Source organism: Phenylobacterium sp., assembly GCF_041916435.1.
Lineage (GTDB): Bacteria > Pseudomonadota > Alphaproteobacteria > Caulobacterales > Caulobacteraceae > Phenylobacterium.
The window spans coordinates 59273-80029 of the sequence record NZ_JAYRZM010000007.1; the positions used below are offsets into that span (position 1 = coordinate 59273).

General features: G+C 70.7%; 18 protein-coding genes. 15 read left to right on the forward strand and 3 right to left on the reverse strand.

Features of this window, described 5'->3' with window-relative positions:
* The first annotated feature begins 4 nt into the window (after window positions 1-4).
* The 4 genes from murG to ACE3TA_RS19575 all read left to right on the forward strand — a co-directional run bounded on the left by murG (window position 5) and on the right by ACE3TA_RS19575 (window position 4171).
* Window positions 5-1120 carry an undecaprenyldiphospho-muramoylpentapeptide beta-N-acetylglucosaminyltransferase gene (murG, locus tag ACE3TA_RS19560; RefSeq protein WP_374576016.1) on the forward strand — a complete coding sequence of 372 codons (1116 nt, stop codon included), beginning with the start codon at window positions 5-7 and terminating at the stop codon, window positions 1118-1120.
* Between the two features lie 7 nt (window positions 1121-1127).
* Entirely contained in the window at window positions 1128-2540 is a 1413-nt protein-coding gene (gene murC / locus ACE3TA_RS19565) for a UDP-N-acetylmuramate--L-alanine ligase (protein ID WP_374576017.1), read from the forward strand.
* 180 nt (window positions 2541-2720) lie between these two features.
* On the forward strand, window positions 2721-3629 hold the full coding sequence (murB, locus tag ACE3TA_RS19570) for a UDP-N-acetylmuramate dehydrogenase (protein ID WP_374576018.1): 909 nt from the start codon (window positions 2721-2723) through the stop codon (window positions 3627-3629).
* Complete coding sequence (locus ACE3TA_RS19575) at window positions 3593-4171, forward strand: histidine phosphatase family protein (RefSeq protein ID WP_374576019.1); 579 nt, start codon at window positions 3593-3595, stop codon at window positions 4169-4171. Before murB ends, ACE3TA_RS19575 begins: the two co-directional genes overlap by 37 nt.
* Here ACE3TA_RS19575 and ACE3TA_RS19580 read toward each other — a convergent pair.
* Window positions 4168-4584, reverse strand: coding sequence for a PaaI family thioesterase (locus ACE3TA_RS19580; protein WP_374576020.1), 417 nt, complete (start codon window positions 4582-4584; stop codon window positions 4168-4170). The genes ACE3TA_RS19575 and ACE3TA_RS19580 overlap by 4 nt on opposite strands.
* 133 nt (window positions 4585-4717) lie before the next feature.
* Here ACE3TA_RS19580 and ACE3TA_RS19585 point away from each other — a divergent pair, with 133 nt between their 5' ends.
* The 10 genes from ACE3TA_RS19585 to ACE3TA_RS19630 all read left to right on the forward strand — a co-directional run bounded on the left by ACE3TA_RS19585 (window position 4718) and on the right by ACE3TA_RS19630 (window position 18484).
* A complete protein-coding gene (locus ACE3TA_RS19585) occupies window positions 4718-6094 on the forward strand; it encodes a M20/M25/M40 family metallo-hydrolase (RefSeq protein ID WP_374576021.1) in 1377 nt (458 codons plus the stop codon).
* Window positions 6091-7065, forward strand: a complete 975-nt coding sequence (locus ACE3TA_RS19590; RefSeq protein ID WP_374576022.1) for a D-alanine--D-alanine ligase — start codon at window positions 6091-6093, stop codon at window positions 7063-7065. Before ACE3TA_RS19585 ends, ACE3TA_RS19590 begins: the two co-directional genes overlap by 4 nt.
* Window positions 7001-7915 carry a cell division protein FtsQ/DivIB gene (locus tag ACE3TA_RS19595; RefSeq protein WP_374576023.1) on the forward strand — a complete coding sequence of 305 codons (915 nt, stop codon included), beginning with the start codon at window positions 7001-7003 and terminating at the stop codon, window positions 7913-7915. The genes ACE3TA_RS19590 and ACE3TA_RS19595 overlap by 65 nt, the downstream gene beginning before the upstream one ends.
* Before the next feature lie 138 nt (window positions 7916-8053).
* Window positions 8054-9265, forward strand: a complete 1212-nt coding sequence (gene ftsA / locus ACE3TA_RS19600) for a cell division protein FtsA (protein ID WP_374576288.1) — start codon at window positions 8054-8056, stop codon at window positions 9263-9265.
* A gap of 354 nt (window positions 9266-9619) precedes the next feature.
* Window positions 9620-11230 carry a cell division protein FtsZ gene (gene ftsZ / locus ACE3TA_RS19605; RefSeq protein ID WP_374576024.1) on the forward strand — a complete coding sequence of 537 codons (1611 nt, stop codon included), beginning with the start codon at window positions 9620-9622 and terminating at the stop codon, window positions 11228-11230.
* Between the two features lie 230 nt (window positions 11231-11460).
* Window positions 11461-12354: a UDP-3-O-acyl-N-acetylglucosamine deacetylase gene (gene lpxC / locus ACE3TA_RS19610; protein ID WP_374576025.1), complete on the forward strand. Its 894-nt coding sequence runs from the start codon at window positions 11461-11463 to the stop codon at window positions 12352-12354.
* A gap of 99 nt (window positions 12355-12453) precedes the next feature.
* Window positions 12454-13350 (forward strand): outer membrane protein assembly factor BamD, encoded by an 897-nt coding sequence (locus ACE3TA_RS19615; protein WP_374576289.1) that lies wholly within the window; start codon window positions 12454-12456, stop codon window positions 13348-13350.
* Window positions 13351-13390: 40 nt separating this feature from the next.
* Window positions 13391-15088 (forward strand): DNA repair protein RecN, encoded by a 1698-nt coding sequence (gene recN / locus ACE3TA_RS19620; protein WP_374576026.1) that lies wholly within the window; start codon window positions 13391-13393, stop codon window positions 15086-15088.
* Window positions 15081-17444 (forward strand): NAD-dependent DNA ligase LigA, encoded by a 2364-nt coding sequence (ligA, locus tag ACE3TA_RS19625; protein ID WP_374576027.1) that lies wholly within the window; start codon window positions 15081-15083, stop codon window positions 17442-17444. The genes recN and ligA overlap by 8 nt, the downstream gene beginning before the upstream one ends.
* A 53-nt stretch (window positions 17445-17497) precedes the next feature.
* Complete coding sequence (locus tag ACE3TA_RS19630; protein ID WP_374576028.1) at window positions 17498-18484, forward strand: dienelactone hydrolase family protein; 987 nt, start codon at window positions 17498-17500, stop codon at window positions 18482-18484.
* Window positions 18485-18615: 131 nt separating this feature from the next.
* Here the strand turns inward: ACE3TA_RS19630 and ACE3TA_RS19635 are convergent, their stop codons facing one another.
* Window positions 18616-19269 carry a hypothetical protein gene (locus ACE3TA_RS19635; RefSeq protein ID WP_374576029.1) on the reverse strand — a complete coding sequence of 218 codons (654 nt, stop codon included), beginning with the start codon at window positions 19267-19269 and terminating at the stop codon, window positions 18616-18618.
* Between the two features lie 71 nt (window positions 19270-19340).
* Entirely contained in the window at window positions 19341-19811 is a 471-nt protein-coding gene (locus ACE3TA_RS19640) for a hypothetical protein (RefSeq protein ID WP_374576030.1), read from the reverse strand.
* A gap of 292 nt (window positions 19812-20103) precedes the next feature.
* Between ACE3TA_RS19640 and ACE3TA_RS19645 the strand changes: the two genes are divergently transcribed.
* Window positions 20104-20685: a hypothetical protein gene (locus ACE3TA_RS19645; RefSeq protein WP_374576031.1), complete on the forward strand. Its 582-nt coding sequence runs from the start codon at window positions 20104-20106 to the stop codon at window positions 20683-20685.
* Window positions 20686-20757 lie beyond the last annotated feature (72 nt).

Sequence of the window (20757 nt, forward strand, 5' to 3'; positions counted from 1 at the left end):
GCCGATGGGCAGAACCGCCGTCGTCGCCGCTGGGGGAACCGGCGGCCATCTGTTTCCCGCGCAGGCCCTGGCCGAGGCGCTGATCGCGCGCGGCTGGCGCATCGTGCTGGCCTCGGACGAGCGTGTGGCGGGTTTCGCCGAGAGCTTTCCGGCCGAGCAGCGCATCGGGCTGTCGGCCCGCACCTTCAAGCGCGGCGACCTGGTGGGCATGGCCCTGGCGGGCCTGGCCATCGGCCGCGGGGTGATGCAGGCGCAGAAGGCCTTCAGGGAGATCGACCCGGCCGTGGTGGTGGGCTTCGGCGGCTATCCCTCGGCGCCGGCCCTGGTGGCGGCGATCCTGTCGGGCCGGCCCACCGTGATCCATGAGCAGAACGCGGTGATGGGCCGGGCCAACCGGCGCCTGGCCCCCTACGTGCGCACCGTCGCCTGCGCCTTCCCGACCCTGCAGAAGGCCGCGCCGAGCGTGGCGGCGCGGGCGATCGTGGTGGGCAATCCGGTGCGCCCGGCGATCCAGGCGCTCTACGAAGTTCCCTACGAGCCGCCGACCGAGGACGGGCCGATCCGCCTGTTGATCACCGGCGGCAGCCAGGGCGCGCGGCTGCTGTCCGAACTGGTGCCCGAGGCGATCCGCGCCCTGCCGGACGAGCTGCGCATGCGCCTGAAGGTGCAGCAGCAGACGCGGCCGGAATCCATGGAGATCGCCCGCAAGATCTATCGCGACGCCCTGGTCGAGGCCGAGGTCGCGCCCTTCTTCCGCGACATGGCCAGCCGTCTGCGCGACGCTCACCTGGTGATCGGCCGCTCGGGCGCCGGCTCGGTGTGCGAGTTCGCCGTGGCCGGCAAGCCGGCGATCCTGGTGCCGCTGGCCGTGGCGCTGGACGACGACCAGGGCCAGAACGCGCGCCTGCTCGCCGAGGCCGGCGGCGCCGAGGTGGCGCGCGAGCACCAGCTCACCGTCGAAAGCCTGAGCGGGGCGCTGGCCAAGCTGCTCAGCAATCCCACGCGCCTGGCGCGCATGGCCGCCGCCTCGCGATCGGTCGCCAAGCCCGACGCGGCCGAACGCCTGGCCGACGTGGTCGAGAAGACCGCCCAAACCTCCAAAGCCCTGCCGAGAGCCTGATCCCTCCATGAACCGCCGTCCCGTCCCGTTCGATATCGGCCCCGTGCACTTCATCGGCATCGGCGGCATCGGCATGAGCGGCATCGCCGAGATCATGCTGCGCATCGGCTATGCGGTGCAGGGCTCCGACGCCAAGGCCAGCGCCAACACCGAGCGGCTGGAGAAGCTGGGCGCGAAAATCTCCATCGGCCACGAGGCCAGCCACGTGGAGGGCGCCTATGCGGTCGTCTATTCCACGGCGGTGAAGCCGGACAATCCGGAGATGGTCGCCGCGCGCGAACGGCGCCTGCCGCTGGTGCGCCGCGCCGAGATGCTGGCCGAGCTGATGCGCCTGCAGTTCTCGGTGGCCGTCGGCGGCACCCACGGCAAGACCACCACCACCTCGATGATCGCCACCCTGCTGGACGCCGGCGGCATGGACCCGACCGTGGTCAACGGCGGGATCATCAACGCCTATGGCACCAACGCCAAGGTGGGCGAGGGCGACTGGATCGTCGTCGAGGCCGACGAGAGCGACGGCACCTTCCTGAAGCTGAAGTCGACGGTGGCCGTGGTCACCAACATCGACCCCGAGCACCTGGACCACTACGGCGACTTCGAGGCCGTGAAGAAGGCGTTCCAGGACTTCGTCGAGAACATCCCCTTCTACGGCTTCGCCGCGGTCTGCACCGACCACGCCGAGGTCCAGGCGATGACCTCCCGGGTGGAGAACCGCCGGCTGGTGACCTACGGCGTCAATCCGCAGGCCGAGGTCCGCGCCGAGAAGATCTCCATGGGCGCGGATGGCGCGCACTTCGACGTGGTGATCCGCCCGCACGACGGCGAGTTGATCCGGCTGGACGACATGCACCTGCCGATGGCCGGCCAGCACAACGTGCTGAACTCCCTGGCGGCGATCGCCGTGGCCCGTGAACTGGGCGTGTCGCTGGATGACATCCGCAAGGGCCTGGCCGGCTTCGGCGGGGTGAAGCGCCGCTTCACCACGACGGGCGTCGCCAACGGCGTGCGGGTGATCGACGACTACGGCCACCACCCGGTGGAGATCGCCTCGGTGCTGAAGGCGGCCCGCGCGGTGACCAACGGCCGGGTGATCGCGGTGGTCCAGCCGCACCGCTATACGCGCCTGCACGACCTCTTCCAGGACTTCTGTTCCTGCTTCAACGACGCCGACGTGGTGATCGTGGCCGACGTCTACGCCGCCGGCGAGGCGCCGATCGAAGGGGTGAACCGCGACGCCCTGGTGGAGGGCCTGCGCCGCTACGGCCACCGCCGGGCCCTGCCGCTGGAGAGCGCGGCGGCGCTGCCGGGCCTGATCCGCAAAGAGGCCAGGGCCGGCGACCTCGTCGTCTGCCTGGGCGCGGGCGACATCACCAGCTGGGCCTACGCCCTGCCGGGCCAGCTCGAAGCGCTGGGCGACTGAAGTGCTTTCACTGCAAATGATCCTCTCTCGGCGGGGCAGGTGAGCGCATGTCGAAGAGGCTCGAACCGCTGGGCGCCTGGATGCTCCCCCTCTGGGGGAGCATCTCTGTTTCGCGCCGGCGGGGCAGACCGCCCTGCTGTCGGGCGGCGTGGGTCTCTGTGATGCGGGGGGCGTCTGAGCATGGACTGGCGTGAGCGCCTGCCGGTGGTGCGCGGCCGCCTCTTGAAGGACGAGCCCCTGGGCCCGTTCACCTGGTTCCGCGTGGGCGGGCCGGCCGATGTGATCTTCCTGCCCGAGGACGAGGACGACCTGGCCGCGTTCCTGAAGGAGCTGGACCCGGCCGTGCCGGTGATCCCGCTGGGCGTCGGCTCCAACACCCTGGTGCGCGACGGCGGCGTCGAGGGCGTGGTGATCCGCCTGGGCAAGGCCTTCGCCAAGGTCGAGCCGCGCGGCGGGGCGAAGATCTTCGCCGGGGCGGCGGCGCTGGACGCCATGGTGGCGCGCGAGGCGGCCAAGGCCGGGATCGCCGGCCTGGAGTTCCTGCGCGGGGTGCCGGGCTCGATCGGCGGCGCCTGCGTGATGAACGCGGGCTGCTATGGCGCAGAGACCAAGGACGTGCTGGTCGAGGCCTATGCGGTCACCCGCGCGGGCGAGCGCGTGAGCTTCTCCAACGCCGAGATGGGCTTCAGCTATCGCAAGTCCGCCCGGGCGGCGCAGGGGGAGCTGATCTTCACTGGCGCCCTCTTCGAAGGCCGGCCTGACGATCCGGCGGCGGTGACCGCGCGCATGGAGGAGATCACCGCCCGGCGCGAGGCCTCCCAGCCGATCCGCGAGAAGACCGGCGGCTCCACCTTCAAGAACCCGCCCGGCCATTCGTCCTGGAAACTGGTGGACGAGGCCGGCTGGCGGGGCAAACCCTACGGCGGGGCGATGTTCTCGCCCCTGCACGCCAACTTCCTGATCAACACCGGCGAGGCGCGCGCCGCCGACCTGGAGGGGCTGGGCGAGGCGGTGCGCGCCGACGTGAAGGCCAAGACGGGGATCGAACTGGAATGGGAGATCAAGCGCATCGGCCGCCCCGCCGGCTGATCCTGGTCAAGCACGGCCATCCGGACATCCGCCCGGACGCGCCGCCGGGAACCTGGACGCTCAGCGACGAAGGCCGCGCGGCCGTCGCCGCGCTGGCCGGCAGGCTCGGGCGCTTCGCGCCGACGGGGCTGGCCAGCAGCGAAGAGCCCAAGGCCGTGGAGAGCGCCAGCATCATCGGCAAGGCGCTCGGCCTCGAGCCGCGGCGCGACGCCGGCCTCGGCGAGCAGCGCAACGAGCAGGGCGGCTTTCTCGAACGCCAGCTCTTCGAGGGCCTTGTCGCCCGGATGTTCGACCATCCGGACGAGCTCGTCCTCGGCGAGGAGACCGGCGCGGCGGCCCGCGACCGCTTCGCCCAGGCCCTGGACCGGCAGATGGCCATGACGCCGGGCGGCGGGTTGGTGATCGTCAGCCACGGCCGGGTGATCTGCCTGTGGGCGGCCAAGACCCTGGGCCTCGACGCCATGTCCCTCTGGCGCCAGCTCGACCTCGCCACGGCCCTGGTCATCGAGGAGGACGCCGAGACCTTCGAGATCGTCGGCTAGAGCGCCTTGGCCGCCGGGATCAGCCGGGCGCTGGACGTGGCGCGCGCGACGAGGGTTCCGGCTTCGTCCATCAGCCTGGCCTCGATGAAGGCCACCGACTTGCCGAGCTGGATCACCTGGCCCTCGCCGAAGAGCGGGCCGACCTTGGCCGGCGCCAGGAAGCTGACGTTCATGTCGATCGTGGCGGTGAAGAGCGCGCCCTCGGTCATGACGAACACCGCCGGGCCCATGGTGTCGTCCAGCATCGCCGCCAGCAGCCCGCCCTGGATCACGCCGGCCGGGTTGCGGAACTGGCCGCGGCCTTCGAAGGCGACGCGCACCCACCCGTCGGCGGGCCGGGCGTCGAGCAGGCGCCAGCCGAGCAGTTCGGCGCAGGGCGGGGCGGGCAGGCCGTCCAGGGCCGTCGCGATCATGGCGTCCTCCGTTTGCGCAAGACATGCGCCGGGCCTGCGGCCATCATGCTGTCAGCAACCGCGGCCGCATCGCGTGGAGCGGCTTGACTAGAATCCGATCGGGGCGCACCGGCGACATATGCGTTTCATGACCATGCTGGCTGCATCCGCCTCGCTTCTCGCCGTCGCCCCGGCCCATGCCGGCGACCTCGCCACGACCGCCGCCGCCCTGCGCGACAAGGCGCTGGCCGACTCCACCGCCTGGGACGTGGTGGAGTCGCTGACCACCGAGATCGGGCCCCGGCCCACCGGCTCGCCGGCGGCCGCCAGGGCCCGCGACTGGGCCGTGGCCAAGTTCAAGGCGCTGGGCTTCGAGAACGTGAAGGTCGAGCCGTTCGAGACGCGTTCGTGGCTGCGGGGCCAGGAGAGCGCCGAAGTGGTCGCCCCATACCCGCAACCGCTGCACATCCTGGGCCTGGGCGGCTCGGCGCAGACGCCGAAGGGCGGGCTGGAGGCCGAGGTGGCGCTCTTCAAGTCGCTGGCGGAGCTGCAGGCCCAGCCGCCCGGCGCGCTGACCGGCAAGATCGTGGTGGTCACCGAGAAGATGACCCGCACCATGGACGGCTCCGGCTACGGGGCGATCAACCCGCTGCGGACGCTCGGGCCGATCGAGGCGTCCAAGCGCGGCGCGGTGGCCTATCTGCACCGCTCGCTCTCCACCGACGACACCCGCCTGCCGCACACCGGCGCGATGCGGCCCTGGGGCGATGTGAAGCCGATCCCGGCCGCGGCCCTGTCGACGCCGGACGCCGAGCTCCTGGAGCATCTGGCCGCGCGCGGCCAGCCGGTGCGGATCAAGCTGTCGATGACCTCGACCGTGCTCGAAAAGGCGCCGGCCTGGAACGTCTCGGGCGAGATCCGCGGCAGCGAGGCGCCCGACGAGGTGATCATCATCGGCGGCCACCTGGATTCCTGGGATCCGGGCACGGGGGCGATCGACGACGGGGCGGGCGTGGCGATCACCACCGCCGCGGCCAAGCTGATCGGCGAGCTGCCCAAGCATCCGCGGCGGACGATCCGCGTGGTGATGTGGGGCTCCGAGGAGCAGGGTGGGGCCGGCGAAGCCTACGCCGCCGCGCACAAGGACGAACTGCCCAAGGTGGTGCTGGTCGGCGAGAGCGACGAGGGCGCGGGACGGATCTGGAAGGTGGCCCTGCCCAAGGGCGCGGCGGGCGCGCCGCAGATGAAGACCTTCGCCTCGGTCCTGCCGCCGCTGAAGGCGTTCGTCGCCGACGATCCCTCGCGGTTCGGCGGCTCGGACGTGTTCCCCATGGTCATGGCCGGCGCGCCGGTGGTGGACATGCAGCAGGACGCGTCCCGCTATTTCGACTGGCACCACTCGGCCGACGACACCCTGGACAAGATCGACCCCGGGGAGATGGCGCAGAACGTCGCGGCCTGGGCGAGCTTCCTCTACATCGTCGCCGACAGCGACATCGATTTCCGCGCCCTGTCGGCGGAGGCCAAATGAGCGGGATCAAGGGCCATCACGTCGCCCTCCTGATGGGGGGGCTGTCGTCGGAGCGCGAGGTGAGCCTGGTGTCGGGCCGCGAGTGCGGCGCGGCGCTCGAGCGCCTGGGCGCGAAGGTCTCCTACGTGGACGCCGGCCGCGACGTCGCCCAGGTGCTGACCCGGCTGAAGCCCGACGTGTGCTTCAACGCCCTGCACGGCGAATGGGGCGAGGACGGCTGCATCCAGGGCGTGCTTGAGACCCTGGACATTCCCTACACCCACTCCGGCGTGCTGGCCTCGGCCCTGGCGATGGACAAGGCCAAGGCCAAGGCGGTGCTCGCCGCGGCCGGCGTGGCCGTGCCGGGGGGCGGGCTGTTCAACCGCTTCGAGGCGGCCTCGCGCCACGTGATGGAGCCGCCTTACGTGGTCAAGCCCAACGCCGAGGGCTCCTCGGTAGGGGTGTTCCTGGTGTTCGAGGGCGCCAACCGTCCGCCGCAGGAGATCGTCGCCCCGTCCTGGACCTTCGGCGAGGAGGTGATGATCGAGCCCTATGTCGCCGGGCGCGAGCTGGCCGTGGGGGTGATGGACGGCAAGGCGATGACGGTTACGGACATCGTGCCGCGGACCGGCTTTTACGATTATGACGCCAAGTACGGCGAAGGCGGCTCCATGCACATCGTTCCGGCCGCGCTGCCGCCTCATGTCCTTGAAAAGGCGATGAAACTGAGCGAGATGGCGCACGCGGCGCTTGGTTGCCGCGGCGTTACACGATCCGATCTGCGTTATGACGACGTTAAGGACATTCTGGTCCTTCTAGAGGTGAACACACAGCCCGGCATGACGCCGACTTCGCTTGTTCCCGAGCAGGCGGCGTCGCTGGGGGTGGACTTCGATCGTCTTGTGCTTTGGATCACGGAGGACGCTTATGCCCGCGGCTCTGCGGGGGGGATCGCGAGCGCAAGCGAAACCTCGGACCAAAGCGTCCGCTAGTCCGGCCAGATCGCGTAACCAGGCTAAGTCCAAGGCCGGCTACGCGCCGGCGAAGCTAGGGGCGGCGCACGGCGTCGGCCTGTCGCCGCAGAAGGCCCTGATGGCGGCCGGCGCGGTGCTGGTCGGCGCGGTGGCGGTGGCCCTGGGCACGGGCCATCGCGCCGAACGCTTGGCCGACGCGACCACCAACGCCGTCGGCGAGCGCCTGGCCGGGATGGGCCTGCGCCTGAAGGCGGTGCACGTGGAGGGCGCCTCCGAGGCCGCCCGCGCCGACATCCTCAAGGCCGCCGACGCCGACATCGGCCGGCCGATGATCGGCATGGACCTGGACGCTCTGCGCCAGCGGGTGGAGGGCGTGGGCTGGGTCAAGGAAGCCCGCGTGATCCGGCTCCTGCCGGACACCCTGATGATCGTCGTCGTCCAGCGCCAGCAACTGGCCGTCTGGCAGAACGACGGGCGCACGGTGGTGATCGACGAGCGGGGCGCCGTCATCCCAGAGGCCGATCCGCGCCGCTTCCCGCAGCTGCCGCTGATCGTGGGGCAAGGGGCCAACGAACACGCCGCCGAGATCCTGCCCGAGCTGGCCACGCGGCCCTGGCTCACCAGCCGGCTCGAGGCGCTCGTGCGGGTGGACAACCGCCGCTGGGACCTGCGGCTGAAGGACGGCTCGCTGGTGCAACTGCCGGCCGTCGACGAAGAGGCGGCGCTGATCCAGCTCGAACAGCTGGACCACAGTTCGCGCATCCTTGAGCTCGGCTTCGAGCGCATCGATCTGCGCGATCCGAACATGGTGGCCGTCAGGCCGCGCGGGGGCGACTCTTCGGAGCCGCTCGCCGCGGGCGGCGCTTAGGATCAATAGGGAGAAACCCAGTTGGCGACCCGGGTCGAAGACCGCAAGGAAAACCGCGAAAGCCTGAAGGCGGCGCTGGGCCGCCAGCCCGTGCTCGCCGCCGTGGACCTGGGCGCGTCGAAAGTCGCCTGCTTCATCATGAAATCCGACGGCGTGCGCCGGGCCGACCGCACCCTGACGACCGCCGGCGTGGGCTATGTGCAGTCGCGCGGGGTCCGCGGCGGCTCGATCGTCAACCTCGACGAGGCGTCCGACGCCATCGCCCAGGCCGTCGAGCGGGCCGAGAACGTGGCCGGCGTCTCGGTGCAGGGCGTCACCGTGGCCACCGCCGGCGGCCAGCTCGCCAGCCACCGGGTGTTCGGCAAGGTCTCCCTCGGCGCGCGGCCGATCACCGACAACGACCTGGTGCGCGCCATCCAGGCCGCCCTGGCGCAGATCAAGCTGCCGGGCCGCCGCGCCGCCCATATCCTGCCGATCGCCTGGCAGGTGGACGCCCAGGCCGGCGTGCGCGACCCGCGCTCGATGTTCGGCCGCAGCCTGGGCGTGGAGCTGTTGGTGGTGTCGGTGAGCGAGGCGGTGTTCCAGACCCTGGGCGCCTGCGTGGAGCGCGCGCACCTGCAGTTCGAGGGCGTCGTCGCCGCGCCGTTCGTCTCGGCGCTGGCGTCGCTGGAAGAGGACGAGATGGACCTCGGCTCGGTCTGCATCGACATGGGCGGCGGCTCGACCTCGGCGGCGGTGTTCGCCGGCGGCAGCCTGACCCACGTGGAGACCGTTCCGGTGGGCGGCCAGCACGTGACCGCCGACATCGCCCGCGGGCTGTCGACCTCGATCGCCGGGGCCGAGCGGATCAAGACCCTGCACGGCTCGGCCATCGCCTCGGCTAACGAGGATCGGGAGATGATCGAGGCGCCCCCGCGCGGCGACGATCCCGGCGCGGGCCCGGTGGTGGCGCCCCGCTCGCTGCTGAAGGGCATCATCGCGCCCCGCGTGGAAGAGACGCTGGAGCTGCTGCGCGACCGGCTGAAGGCTTCCGGCGCGCCGGTGGAACCGGGCGCGGGCATCGTGCTGACCGGCGGCGCCAGCCAGCTCGCCGGCGTGCGCGAGGTGTGCGTGCGGGTGTTCGACCGGCCGGTGCGGCTGGGCCGTCCGCGGCGCGTGCCGCACCTGGCCGACGCCGCCTCGGGCCCCGCGTTCTGCGCGGCGGCGGGCGTGCTGCAGCGCGCCGCCTTCGGTCCGCGCGAGGCGGTCTCGCCCAAGGCCCTGGCCAGCGCCAAGCTGCGCCGCGAGCCGCTCGATCCGGGCGCCAATCCGGTGGCCAAGGCCGCGGCCTGGCTGCGCGAACACCTCTAGCCGAGGCGCTGGACCCACTCGCGCGCACCGGCCGGTCGCACTGGGAATGTCGTAAATTCTGCGCCGAACGGACGCATCTTAAACGGGCGCCAGGGCGCGGCGACACGCCGGGAATGCGCCATAAAATCGCCTGGGCCAGCTTGTCGCATCTGCTGCGCCCGATTCGTCCTACCCCTTGTCCCACAAGAAAATTCGCTTCGGACCAGATCGACGAATCTCCGACTCAGGTTATGCGAGTTAACTCTCAATTAAGGATGGTGGTCGCTTAGTTAACCGCATCCGCGAGAGGGCGTGCGCCGGGCGGGGTTGGCGGGCGCTCGTACGGGGATTTTGTGCGGAGGACGCAGGCTCGTTATGGCAATCGCACTTTCAGCGCCGCAGGCGACAGAGCTGAAACCGCGCATCGTGGTGTTCGGCGTCGGCGGGGCCGGCGGCAACGCCGTCAACAACATGATCGAGGCCCATCTCGAGGGCGTCGAGTTCGTGGTGGCCAACACCGACGCCCAGCAACTGGCGTTCTCGAAGACCGACCGCCGCATCCAGCTTGGCGTGCAGGTGACCCAGGGCCTGGGCGCCGGCGCCCATCCCGAGGTGGGGATGAGCGCGGCCGAGGAATCGATCCCCGAGATCGGCGAGCATCTGGACGGCGCCCACATGGTGTTCATCACCGCCGGCATGGGCGGCGGCACCGGCACCGGCGCGGCCCCGATCATCGCCAAGTGCGCCCGCGAGCGCGGCATCCTGACCGTCGGCGTGGTGACCAAGCCGTTCCACTTCGAAGGGCGTCATCGCATGCGCCTGGCCGAGGCCGGGATCGGCGAACTGCAGCGCTACGTCGACACCCTGATCGTCATCCCCAACCAGAACCTGTTCCGCGTCGCCAACGAACGCACGACCTTCGCCGAAGCCTTCGGCATGGCCGACCAGGTGCTGCACTCGGGCGTGCGCTCGATCACCGACCTGATGGTGCTGCCCGGGCTGATCAACCTGGACTTCGCCGACGTGCGCACGGTGATGACCGAGATGGGCAAGGCCATGATGGGCACGGGCGAGGCGGCCGGCGAGGATCGCGCGCTGATGGCCGCCCAGAACGCCATCGCCAACCCGCTGCTGGACGAGGTGTCGCTCAAGGGCGCCAAGGCCGTGCTGGTCAACGTCACCGGCGGCCTGGACATGACGCTGCTGGAAGTCGACGAGGCGGCCAACGCCATCTCCGAACAGGTCGATCCGGAAGCCAACATCATCTTCGGCGCGGCCTTCGATCCGTCGCTCGACGGGGTGATCCGCGTGTCGGTGGTGGCCACCGGCATGGACGGCGCCTCGATCGCCGCGATCGAGCCGAAGCCCGAGCGCACGACCGTGGCGCGCGCCACGCCCGAGCCCGTGCGCCAGCCGGCGCCGGAACCGGCGCGCCCGGCCGCGACCTACCAGCCCAAGCCCGCGCCGGCCCAGCCGTCGTATCAGCCCAGCTACCAGCCGAGCACGCACGTCGCGCCGACGGCGGCCACGCCCTCGGCGCCGCCCGTCGCGGCGCCGGCCTATGCGCCGCAGTCGTTCGGGCCCGCGCCGGAACCGGCGCCCGAGCGCGCCGTCGCCGCGGCGAGCGACGAGCAGCAGGGCGATCTCTATTCCGCGCCGGCCGCGGCGGCCCCCGCTGCGCCTGCGGCGCCCGAGCCGCAGATCGTGCGGCCGACCACCCGGATCGTCGATCCGGCCGTGGCCGACGACGAAGACGAGCCGCTGTTCAGCGACGCCGGCTTCGAGGAGCGCCGGCCGCAGAAGGGCGGTTTCCTGAGCCTGTTCGGCAGCCGGCCGCGCTACGACGCGCCGGCGGCGACGCCGCGGCCGTCGGCCGGCGCGCCGCGGGGCGGGGCGCTCGCCGTCGAGACGCCGGCCGAGCCGGAAACCAACGAAGCCGGCGAGGATTTGGAGATCCCGTCCTTCCTTCGCCGGCTGGCCAACTAGCTTCGAGGGGGTGCTTCCTGGGTCGTCTCGGAAGCTGGGCGTAACTTGTTGAGACGACAGCGTAAAAGGAGCCCCGGCCGGCGCCGGGGCTCTTTGATTCCGAAGGCTTCGAACAAGCGAAACAATCCGAAACAGGAGTTGTTTTGCGGCGCCGCAGCATAGTGTTTACCACGCCGCTGGGGCGTTATGCGGTCAAGTCGGCCGCCCGTTTTTTGGGAAGGTTCAACACCTTGGCCGCAGCCGCGTTTCAACACACCCTCCAAGGACCCGCGATCTTCGCGGGCGTCGGCGTGCATACGGGCGCCTATACGCGCGTGTCCGTGCGGCCCGCGCCGGTGGACGCCGGGATCGTCTTCGTGCGGACCGACGTGACCGACCGCGACAACCGCGTGCCGGCGACCGGCGAGGCGGTGTGCAAGACCCAACTGGGCACGGTGATCGGCAACGAGGCCGGGGTGACCGTCTCGACCATCGAGCATCTGATGTCGGCCCTGGCCATGCTGGGCGTCGACAACGCCGTGGTCGAGCTCGACGGCCCCGAGATGCCGATCATGGACGGCTCGGCGCTGCCCTTCGTGCAGATCCTCGACCAGGCGGGCCGCCGCGCGCAGGACGCGCCGCGCCGCTACATCGAAATCCTGGAGCCCATCGAGGTGATCGACGGCGACAAGCGCGCGACGCTGACGCCCGCCGACCAGTTCGAGGTGGCCTTCGAGATCGCCTTCGCATCGACCGCGATCGGTCGCCAGCGAATCGACCTGCGCATGGATGAGCAGGCCTTCCGCCGCGAACTCGCCGACTGCCGGACCTTCGGGTTCCTGCACGAGGTCGAGGCGCTTCGCGCGATGGGCCTTGCGCGGGGCGGCTCGATGGAGAACGCCGTGGTGATCGAAGGCGATCGCATCCTCAATCCGGAAGGTCTGCGCCGTCCGGACGAATTCGTGCGCCACAAGGCTTTGGACGCCATCGGCGACCTTTATGTGCTGGGCGCGCCGATCCTCGGCCGTTTCGAGGGGATTCTGGCGGGCCACGGCGTGAACAACGCCCTGGTGCGCGCGCTCCTGGCCCAGCCGCACGCCTGGCGGGTCCGCACCCTGGTGGAGCGCCTGGCCGAAGCGGTCTGACGCCGGCGTGATCGCCTTCCGTTTGCGCGAAGCGCACCCTGGTGTAGAAGCGACGGACGCGGCGCGGGGGCGCGCGTTGGTCTTGAGGTGACGGTGTTCCTGCTTCGCAAATCCCTGGGTCGAACGGCGCTCGTCGTCGCCGTGGCCGCCCTGGCCCTCGCCGGATGCGCCGGCCGCAAGAAGGAAAAGCTCAAGCTCGCCTACGAGGAGCGGCCTGTGGAGCTGCTCTATTCGACGGGCGCGGACCGGCTGGACCACGGCCTGTGGAGCCAGGCGGTGAGCTACTTCGAGGAAGTGGAGCGCCAGCACCCCTATTCGGAGTGGTCGCGCCGGGCGATCCTGATGACCGCCTTCGCCCACTACCAGGGCAACAACTACGCCGAGGCGATCGGCGACGCCGACCGCTTCCTGTCGCTGTATCCGGGCAATCCGGCGGCCGTGTACGCCTACTATCTGAAGGCCATCTGCTACTTCGAGCAGATCGTCGACGTGGGCCGCGACCAGGCCGCCACCGGCCAGGCGCTGGACGCCCTGGAGGAGGTGGTCAAGCGCTACCCCAACAGCGAATACGCCCGTGACGCGCGGCTGAAGATCGACATGGTCCACGACCAGCTCGCCGGCAAGGAGATGAGCATCGGCCGCTGGTACCTGCGCCAGGGCGACACGCTCGCCGCCATCGGCCGCTTCAAGACCGTGGTCGACCGCTATCAGACCACCAGCCACACGCCCGAGGCGCTTTACCGGCTGGTGGAGGCCTACCTGACCCTCGGCCTCTACGACGAGGCCAAGCGCAACGGCGCCGTGCTCGGCTACAACTATCCGGGCAGCATCTGGTATTCGGACGCCTACAAGCTCCTGAACAACAAGGGCCTGCGCCCGGCGAGCGCGCCGGCCACCGGCCCCGAGCGCAAGGGCATGCTCTCGCGCCTGCCGTTCGTGAAGGACAAGAAGGCCACCCTGAAGCCGCCGCCGATGGAAGAACCAAAGTCGAACTAACCGGCTTCCGGCCGGACTGATTCCGGGCGATCTTCCGCGCATGTTGATCGGGCTCTGGATCCGCGACGTGGTGCTCATCGAGGCGCTGGACCTGTCCATCGGGCCGGGCCTGACGGCGCTCACCGGCGAGACCGGGGCGGGCAAATCCATCATCCTCGACGCCCTGGGCTTGGCCGTCGGCGCGCGGGCCGACGCCGGACTGGTGCGGCGCGGCGCGAGCCAGGCCGCCGTTTCCGCCGTCTTCGCCCCGGCGCCCGACCACGCGGTCTGGGCGATCCTGGAGGAGAAGGGGCTCTCCTACCGCACCGACGAGGATCTGATCTTGCGCCGCACGCTGAGCGCCGACGGGCGCAGCCGCGCGTTCGTCAACGACCAGGCCACCAGCGCCACGGTCCTGCGCGAGATCGGCGAGCAGCTTCTGGAGGTGCATGGCCAGCACGAGACCGTCGGCCTGCTGGACGCGCGCACCCACCGGCCGCTGCTGGACGCGTTCGGCGGCCTGGCGGGGCGGGGGGCGGTGGTCGCCGGCTGCTGGAAGGACTGGCGCGCGGCCCAGGCGCGCCGCGACGAGCTGGCCGGCCAGGTCGCCCAGGCCGCCTCCGAGGCCGAGGAGCTGTCGCTGCGCCTGTCCGAGCTCGACCGGCTCGACCCGCGCGAGGGCGAGGAGGCCGAGCTCGCCGAGACCCGCGCCGTGCTCGGCGCGGCGGAAAAGGCGCTGGCCGACATCAACGGCGCGCGCGAGGCCTTCGACGGGCTGTCCAACCGCCTGGCCCAGTCGGTCCGCGCCCTGGAGCGCGCCCGCGAGCGGGCCGTGGCCGCCGGGGCGGGGGAGGAGGCGCCGGCCGTCGCGCGCCTGATCGCCGCGTCCGGCGCGGTCGACCGGGTGTTCAGCGAGATCCAGGAGGCCGAGGCGGCGATCGACACGGCGGCCGAGGCCTTCGAGTTCCGCCCCGACCAGCTCGAGAAGACCGAGGAACGCCTGTTCGACCTGCGCGGCCTGGCCCGCAAGCTGAACGTCAGCGTCGAGGAGCTGCCGATCCTGCGCGTGCGCTTCGCCGAGCGCCTGCGCGCCATGGAGACCAGCGAGGACGACCTGAAGGCCGCCGACGCCGCCGTGGCGCAGGCCAGGGCCGCCTATCTCGCCGAGGCCCAGGCCCTGTCGGCCGCCCGCAGGGCCGCCGGCGAGACCCTGGCCTCCGCCGTGATGGCCGAGCTCGCGCCGCTGAAGCTCGACAAGGCCCGCTTCCGCGTCGCCGTCGAGACCCTGGCCGAGGAGCGCGCCGGGCCGACGGGGCTGGACCGCGTCGCCTTCGAGATCGCCACCAATCCCGGCGCGCCGTTCGGCGACCTGGGCGCCATCGCCTCGGGCGGCGAACTCGCCCGTTTCGCCCTGGCGCTGAAAGCCTCGCTGGCCGCGCGCGGAGAGGGCGCCCAGCCGCTGATGATCTTCGACGAGGTCGACCAGGGCGTCGGCGGGGCGGTGGCCGACGCCGTCGGCCTGCGCCTGAAGCGCCTGGCCGGGAACGCCCAGGTGCTCGTCGTCACCCATAGCCCGCAGGTGGCCGCCCGCGCCGAGGCGCACTGGCGCATCTCCAAGGCCGGCGACGCCGAGCACGTGCGCACCGCCGTGGAGGTGCTGGGCCCGGTCGAGCGCGAGGAGGAGATCGCCCGCATGCTCGCCGGCGCCGAGATCACCGACGCCGCGCGCGCAGCCGCCCGGGCCCTGATGCATGCCTAAGACCGAGAACACCGCCGAGCCGCTCAAGCCCGTCGCCGAGCTCACCGCCAGCGAGGCCGCCGCCGAGCTCACCCGCCTGGCCGACGAGATCGCCGCGCACGACATCCGCTACTATCAGGAAGAGGCGCCCAGCGTCTCCGACGCCGACTACGACGCGCTGAAGCTGCGCAACGCGGCGATCGAGAAGCGCTTCCCCCATCTGATCCGCGAGAACTCGCCGTCCCTGCGCGTCGGCGCGGCGCGGGCCGAGAAGTTCGCCCCCGTCGAGCACGGGGTGCCGATGCTCTCCCTCGACAACGCCTTCTCCGACGAGGAGGCCGTCGAGTTCGAGGCGCGGGTGAAGCGCTTCCTGAGGGTCGGCGAGCCGGTGGCCTTCACCGCCGAGCCGAAGATCGACGGGCTGTCGGCCTCGCTGCGCTACGAGCACGGCGTCTTCGTGCGCGGCGCCACCCGCGGCGATGGCCGCGTCGGCGAGGACGTCACCGCCAACCTGAAGACGCTGTCGGAAATCCCCCATCGGCTGGCGGGCGCCGGCTGGCCGGACGTGATCGAGATTCGCGGCGAGGTTTATCTCGGCCACGCCGAGTTCGCCGCCCTGAACGCCGCGGCCGAGGCCGCCGGCCAGAAGACCTACGCCAACCCGCGCAACGCCGCTTCCGGCTCGCTGCGCCAGATCGACCCCTCGATCACCGCCCAGCGCCCCTTGCGCTTCTTCGCCTACGCCTGGGGCGAGCTGTCGGCGCCGTTCGCCGAGACCCAGTGGGGCGCGCTGGCCAAGCTGCGGGAGTGGGGCTTCCAGGTCACCCCGCAGGCCGAGCGGGTCGAGGGCGCCGAGGGGCTGCTCTCGGCCTATCGCGACATGGAGGAGCTGCGCCCCAAGCTCGGCTTCGACATCGACGGGGTGGTCTACAAGGTCGACCGGCTCGACTGGCAGCAGCGCCTGGGCTTCATCACCCGCACCCCGCGCTGGGCGATCGCGCGCAAGTTCCCGGCGCAGCAGGCCCGCACCGTCCTGGAGGCCATCGATGTCCAGGTCGGCCGCACCGGTGCGGTCACCCCTGTGGCGCGGCTGAAGGCCGTCACTGTCGGCGGCGTGGTCGTCGAGAACGCCACCTTGCACAACGCCGACGAGATCGCCCGCAAGGACATCCGCCCCGGCGACACCGTCATCGTCCAGCGGGCCGGCGACGTGATCCCGCAGATCGTCGGCGTGGTGCTGGAGGACCGGCCCAAGGGGACCGAGCCGTTCGAGTTCCCCACGCTCTGCCCGTGCGACCTGAAGACCCCCCTGGTGCGCGAGACCACCGCCTCGGGCGCCGAGACTGTGGTGCGCCGCTGCTCGGGTGAGTTCGCCTGTCCCTTCCAGCGCATCGAGCACCTGCGCCACTTCGTCTCCCGCCGCGCCTACGACATCGAGGGCCTCGGCGAAAAGCAGCTCCAGGCCCTGCACGAGCGCGGCTGGATCAACGAGCCGGCCGACATCTTCCGCCTGGCCCGCGACGAGGAGAAGCTCGCCGCGTTGCGCGAGACCGAGGGCTATGGCGAGACTTCCGTCGCCAACCTCGTCGCCGCCATCGAGGCGCGCCGCTCGATCCCGCTAGACCGCTTCATCTTCGGCCTCGGCGTGCGCCACATCGGCGAGACCACCTCCACCGCGCTCGCCCGCCATTTCGAGACGATCGAGGCCTTCATCGAGGCCAGCGCCCGCACCGCCGCGGCCAGTCCCGGCCCGGCCTACCACGACCTGGCGGCGCTGGAGGGCGTGGGCCCCACCGCCCTGGAGGCGATCCTGGCCTTCGCCGAGGCGCCCAGGGACGTCCTGGTCCCCGAGGACGCCTCGCTGGAGGAGCGCCTGCGCCTGGCGATCCCCAAGCTCAACCGCACCGCCCGCGCGGCCCTGGCCGAGCGCTTCGGCCGCTGGGACGCCTTCCTGCTGGCCGCCTCGTCCGCCGTCGGCGAGCGCCCCGGCGAGGCCTTCCTGGAGATCGCCTCGGTGGACGGCGTCGGCGTGGTCGCCGCGCGCATGGTCGGCGAATTCTTCAAGGAGGCGCACAACCGCCGCCTGGTCGAGAACCTCCTGGCCGAGCTCACCGTCCTGCCCGCAGAGCGGCCCAAGGCCGACACCGCCGTCGCCGGCAAGACCATCGTCTTCACCGGCTCCCTGGAGCGGCTCACCCGCGACGAGGCCAAGGCCCAGGCCGAGCGCCTGGGCGCCAAGGTCTCCGGCTCGGTGTCGAAGAAGACCGACCTGGTGGTCGCCGGCCCCGGCGCCGGCTCCAAGCTGAAGACGGCGACCGACCTCGGGATCCAGGTGCTCACCGAGGACGAGTGGCTGGCGCTGGTGGGGGCGGGGTAGGGGCGGCGCCCGACGGCCCTTGCATCGCCCGCCCGGAGGGTCAGATTGCCGCCATGTCCGAGACCGCCCTCACGCCCGCCCGTTTCCGCGACCGCGATGTCGTCTTCGCCAACGGCCTCGTCGGCCGCGACATCGCCGTGCCGACCGCCAACCCGGTCAACTTTCACCAGGCGATCAGCGCGCCGGGCGAGATGGCGCCGGCCAGCATCGACGCCAAGCTCTTCCTGCCCCCGGTGGCGGCCGGCGCGCTGACGCCCGCCGTCATCGTCACGCCCGGTAGCCTGGGGGTGGCCGTCTCGCACCTGGCCCACGCCGAGGCCCTCACCGACGCCGGTATCGCCGCCCTCGTCATCGACCCGTTCGGGGCGCGCGGCGTCACCTCCACCGTCGCCAACCAGGCCCAGTATTCCTTCGCCGCCAGCGGCTACGACGTGCTCGCCGCCCTGCGCGTGCTGGCCGAGACGCCCGGGATCGACCCGGCCCGCATCGGCGCCCAGGGCCACAGTCGCGGCGGTTCGGCCGTGCTCACCGCCGCCTCCGCCCGCTTCGCCGACGCGGTGATGGGCGAGGGCCCGCGCCTGGCCGCCGTCTACGCCGCCTATCCCTGGTGCGGCCAGCAGTTCGCCGACCCCTCGGTGGGCGAGACCTGGGTGCGCGCCATCATCGGCGAGCGCGACGAATGGTGCTCGCCCCAGCAGGCCCAGGGCTGCCTCAACGCCATCCGCCTGACGGGCGGGCGGGCCGACTTCCGCCTGGTGGCCGACGCCGCCCACAGCTTCGACCGCGAAAGCCCGCTGGAGACCATCGCCGAGGCCTCGGTCTCCCCGGCCGCGCCGACCACCTACATCGCCGACGACGGGGCCATGATCCATCCGCTGACCGGCCTGGCCGACCCGGCGCTCGTCGACCGCGACCTGATGGTCTACGCCCTGAAGGCCGGCTTCGGCGTGCGCGGCGCGGAGATTGGCTCCAAACCCGGCCAGCCGGCCCTGTTCCGCGCCGACATGATGGACTTCTGGCGGCGGGCGCTGGTGGGGTAGGGGGCGGACGGGCCTCGAAAGGCCCGCCGCCGCGGCGCGCACTCCCCACGAAACGCCCGCTCATCCCAGCGAAGGCGGGGACCCAGGCTTTTTCTGGTTTTCGTTACCAGGGCACGCCTAGCGACTTCGACTTAAGCCCTTTTGTCTCGCGTCCCAGAGTGATCGGCAGCAGGTCCATAGAGAAGGCCAAGCCTTTCCCGAAGCTCGGAGGCGGCGGTCATGACGGCCGTGGCCGAGCTCTTCACACTGCTGGTGCGAGCGCCAATTTCCGCCTTGTTGCTGCCGCCGCGGACTAGGTAGCTCCGAAGATTCTCAATCATTTCCAGCATGTTGATGATGTGGCTTCGCATCACGAAGATACGCTCGCACATGATCGCGTCGCGAAGGTCTCCCAGCACTATCTGGCCGAGCGCTTCATCATAGCCGCGAAGCGCCCCGTCGAGAGACTTGATGTGCCGTAAGGCGTCGAGGCTACTAGGAGTGTCAACTGAATTGCCGAATGATTGAACAAATTTTCCGACTATTGTTGCGACTTCCGTAGCAGCCTGCCGGTTGGACAGAAGCCGATAGGCGTCAAGTCGTGCCTGTTGACTGCGGGTCGCACGGATTTGCGCCGCGGCGATCGCGGCGGCTACGATTACTGCGAGGAAGGTGCCGATACCCTGAATCCAGGCAGCTAATGCAGGGTGGTGCTCGATCCAGCTCAGGGGGCTCATCGATATCTGGCCAAAGGATGTAACTTCACTGTGGAAGATGGGCTCCGCCCGCCAACCGTCAACCTGCATCTACTTCGCGCCAAGCCTTGCATGTGGTGCAGCTTACTTGCTGTGGTGTTTCCTTCTGGGAAATTCAGCGATCAATCGACGACGTTGCAGGGGCCTTTGCGCCATCGCATCACGGCTTCGTATGACGACTCCAGTCGATAGGTTTCGTGTTCTCGGTAGACGACAATGCTGTCGATGTGCCGTCCGCCCTCAAGGGCGTTTCGAAGCACAATTCTGTCCGGCGTGATCGCGCTGACAGGAAAGTGCTCCTCGCACGTGTCGAGGCAGAACGTTCGGCGATCGAAGTCGATAATGACGCGCTGTTCGAACGGGGCGTCGGTGCGTCTACCGGAGTTCCAGACGGGTTCGACGCCCGTGCAGAGAAGGGTGATCTGGCCTTGGGGGAGCGCCGCGTCCGCCGGTTGAGTGATCAAAGCGCCGGCAGCCATGCACAGCACTGCGAGCAGTTGGAAATGCCGATGTGCGTGTGCGTTGCTGGCGTGAGCGCGGTTGTGTCCTGAGGTGTTGTAGTACGCACCGTTCATGCCGTCACCGAGCGCCAATGTCGAACTCTGTCCAGGCTCAAATGAGAACGCGTATAGAGTGTGCGAGTCATAAACGTGCAATCCAAAGAAGGTCGCAAAGCGGGGTCCCGCGCCCGACATCGCCGCTTTCGAGGCGGAAGACGTCTTCAGCCCCTCACCCGACCCGGCTCCGCTGGGCCACCCTCTCCCCTTGCGGGAGAGGAAGCGTTTCGCGCACCCACACCCCAAAAGTTCCCTGTTTGTTCTTGACGTCTCGATCCGCCTCATGGTTGAGTGATCCTGCACTTGCAAGGAGCGGGCGATGGGGTGGATGGCGTCTTGGATCGCGGTGAAGGGGGCGCCGAAGGCGGCGGTGCTGGAGGCGCTGGGGCTTGAGGAGACTGGCGAGGAGGTGCTGCCCGGCGCCCGCTACCGGGGGATCAGCTGCGGCGAGCTGCCGGACGGCTGGACGGTGGTGTTCAGCGAGGACTTCGACTGGGCGAGCCGCGAGCGGGTGCTGGAGCTGTCGCGCCTGGGCCAGGCCGTGGGCTTGCAGTTCGAGGACAAGGTGGAGATGACGGCCATCGCCACCGGCGCGCAAGGCGGCGCCGAGCTCTGGCGGGTCTATCACGACAACGACAAGCGCAGGCTTGAGGTCTCCGGCGAGCCGCCGCCCGAATTCGCCGCCATCCGCGACCAGCTCATGCAGGCGCAGGAGGACGACGGCGGCGAGGAGTCCGACACCGATTTCCTGCACGACATTCCGCTGGAGACGGCCAAGGCCGCCTGCGGCTACCGCGCCGACGACTGGGTTCCGGCGTTCATCGGCCTCGTCGGTCCAGGCGCGGAGCCGGAGCCCGTCCGCGAGGCCCGCCCCGGCTTCTTCGCCCGCCTGTTCGGCCGGCGTGGATAGGGCGGGCTAGCGCCCCGGATGCTGCCCTTCTCGGAGAGCTGTCGCGAAGCGACTGAGGGGGACTTGCGAACC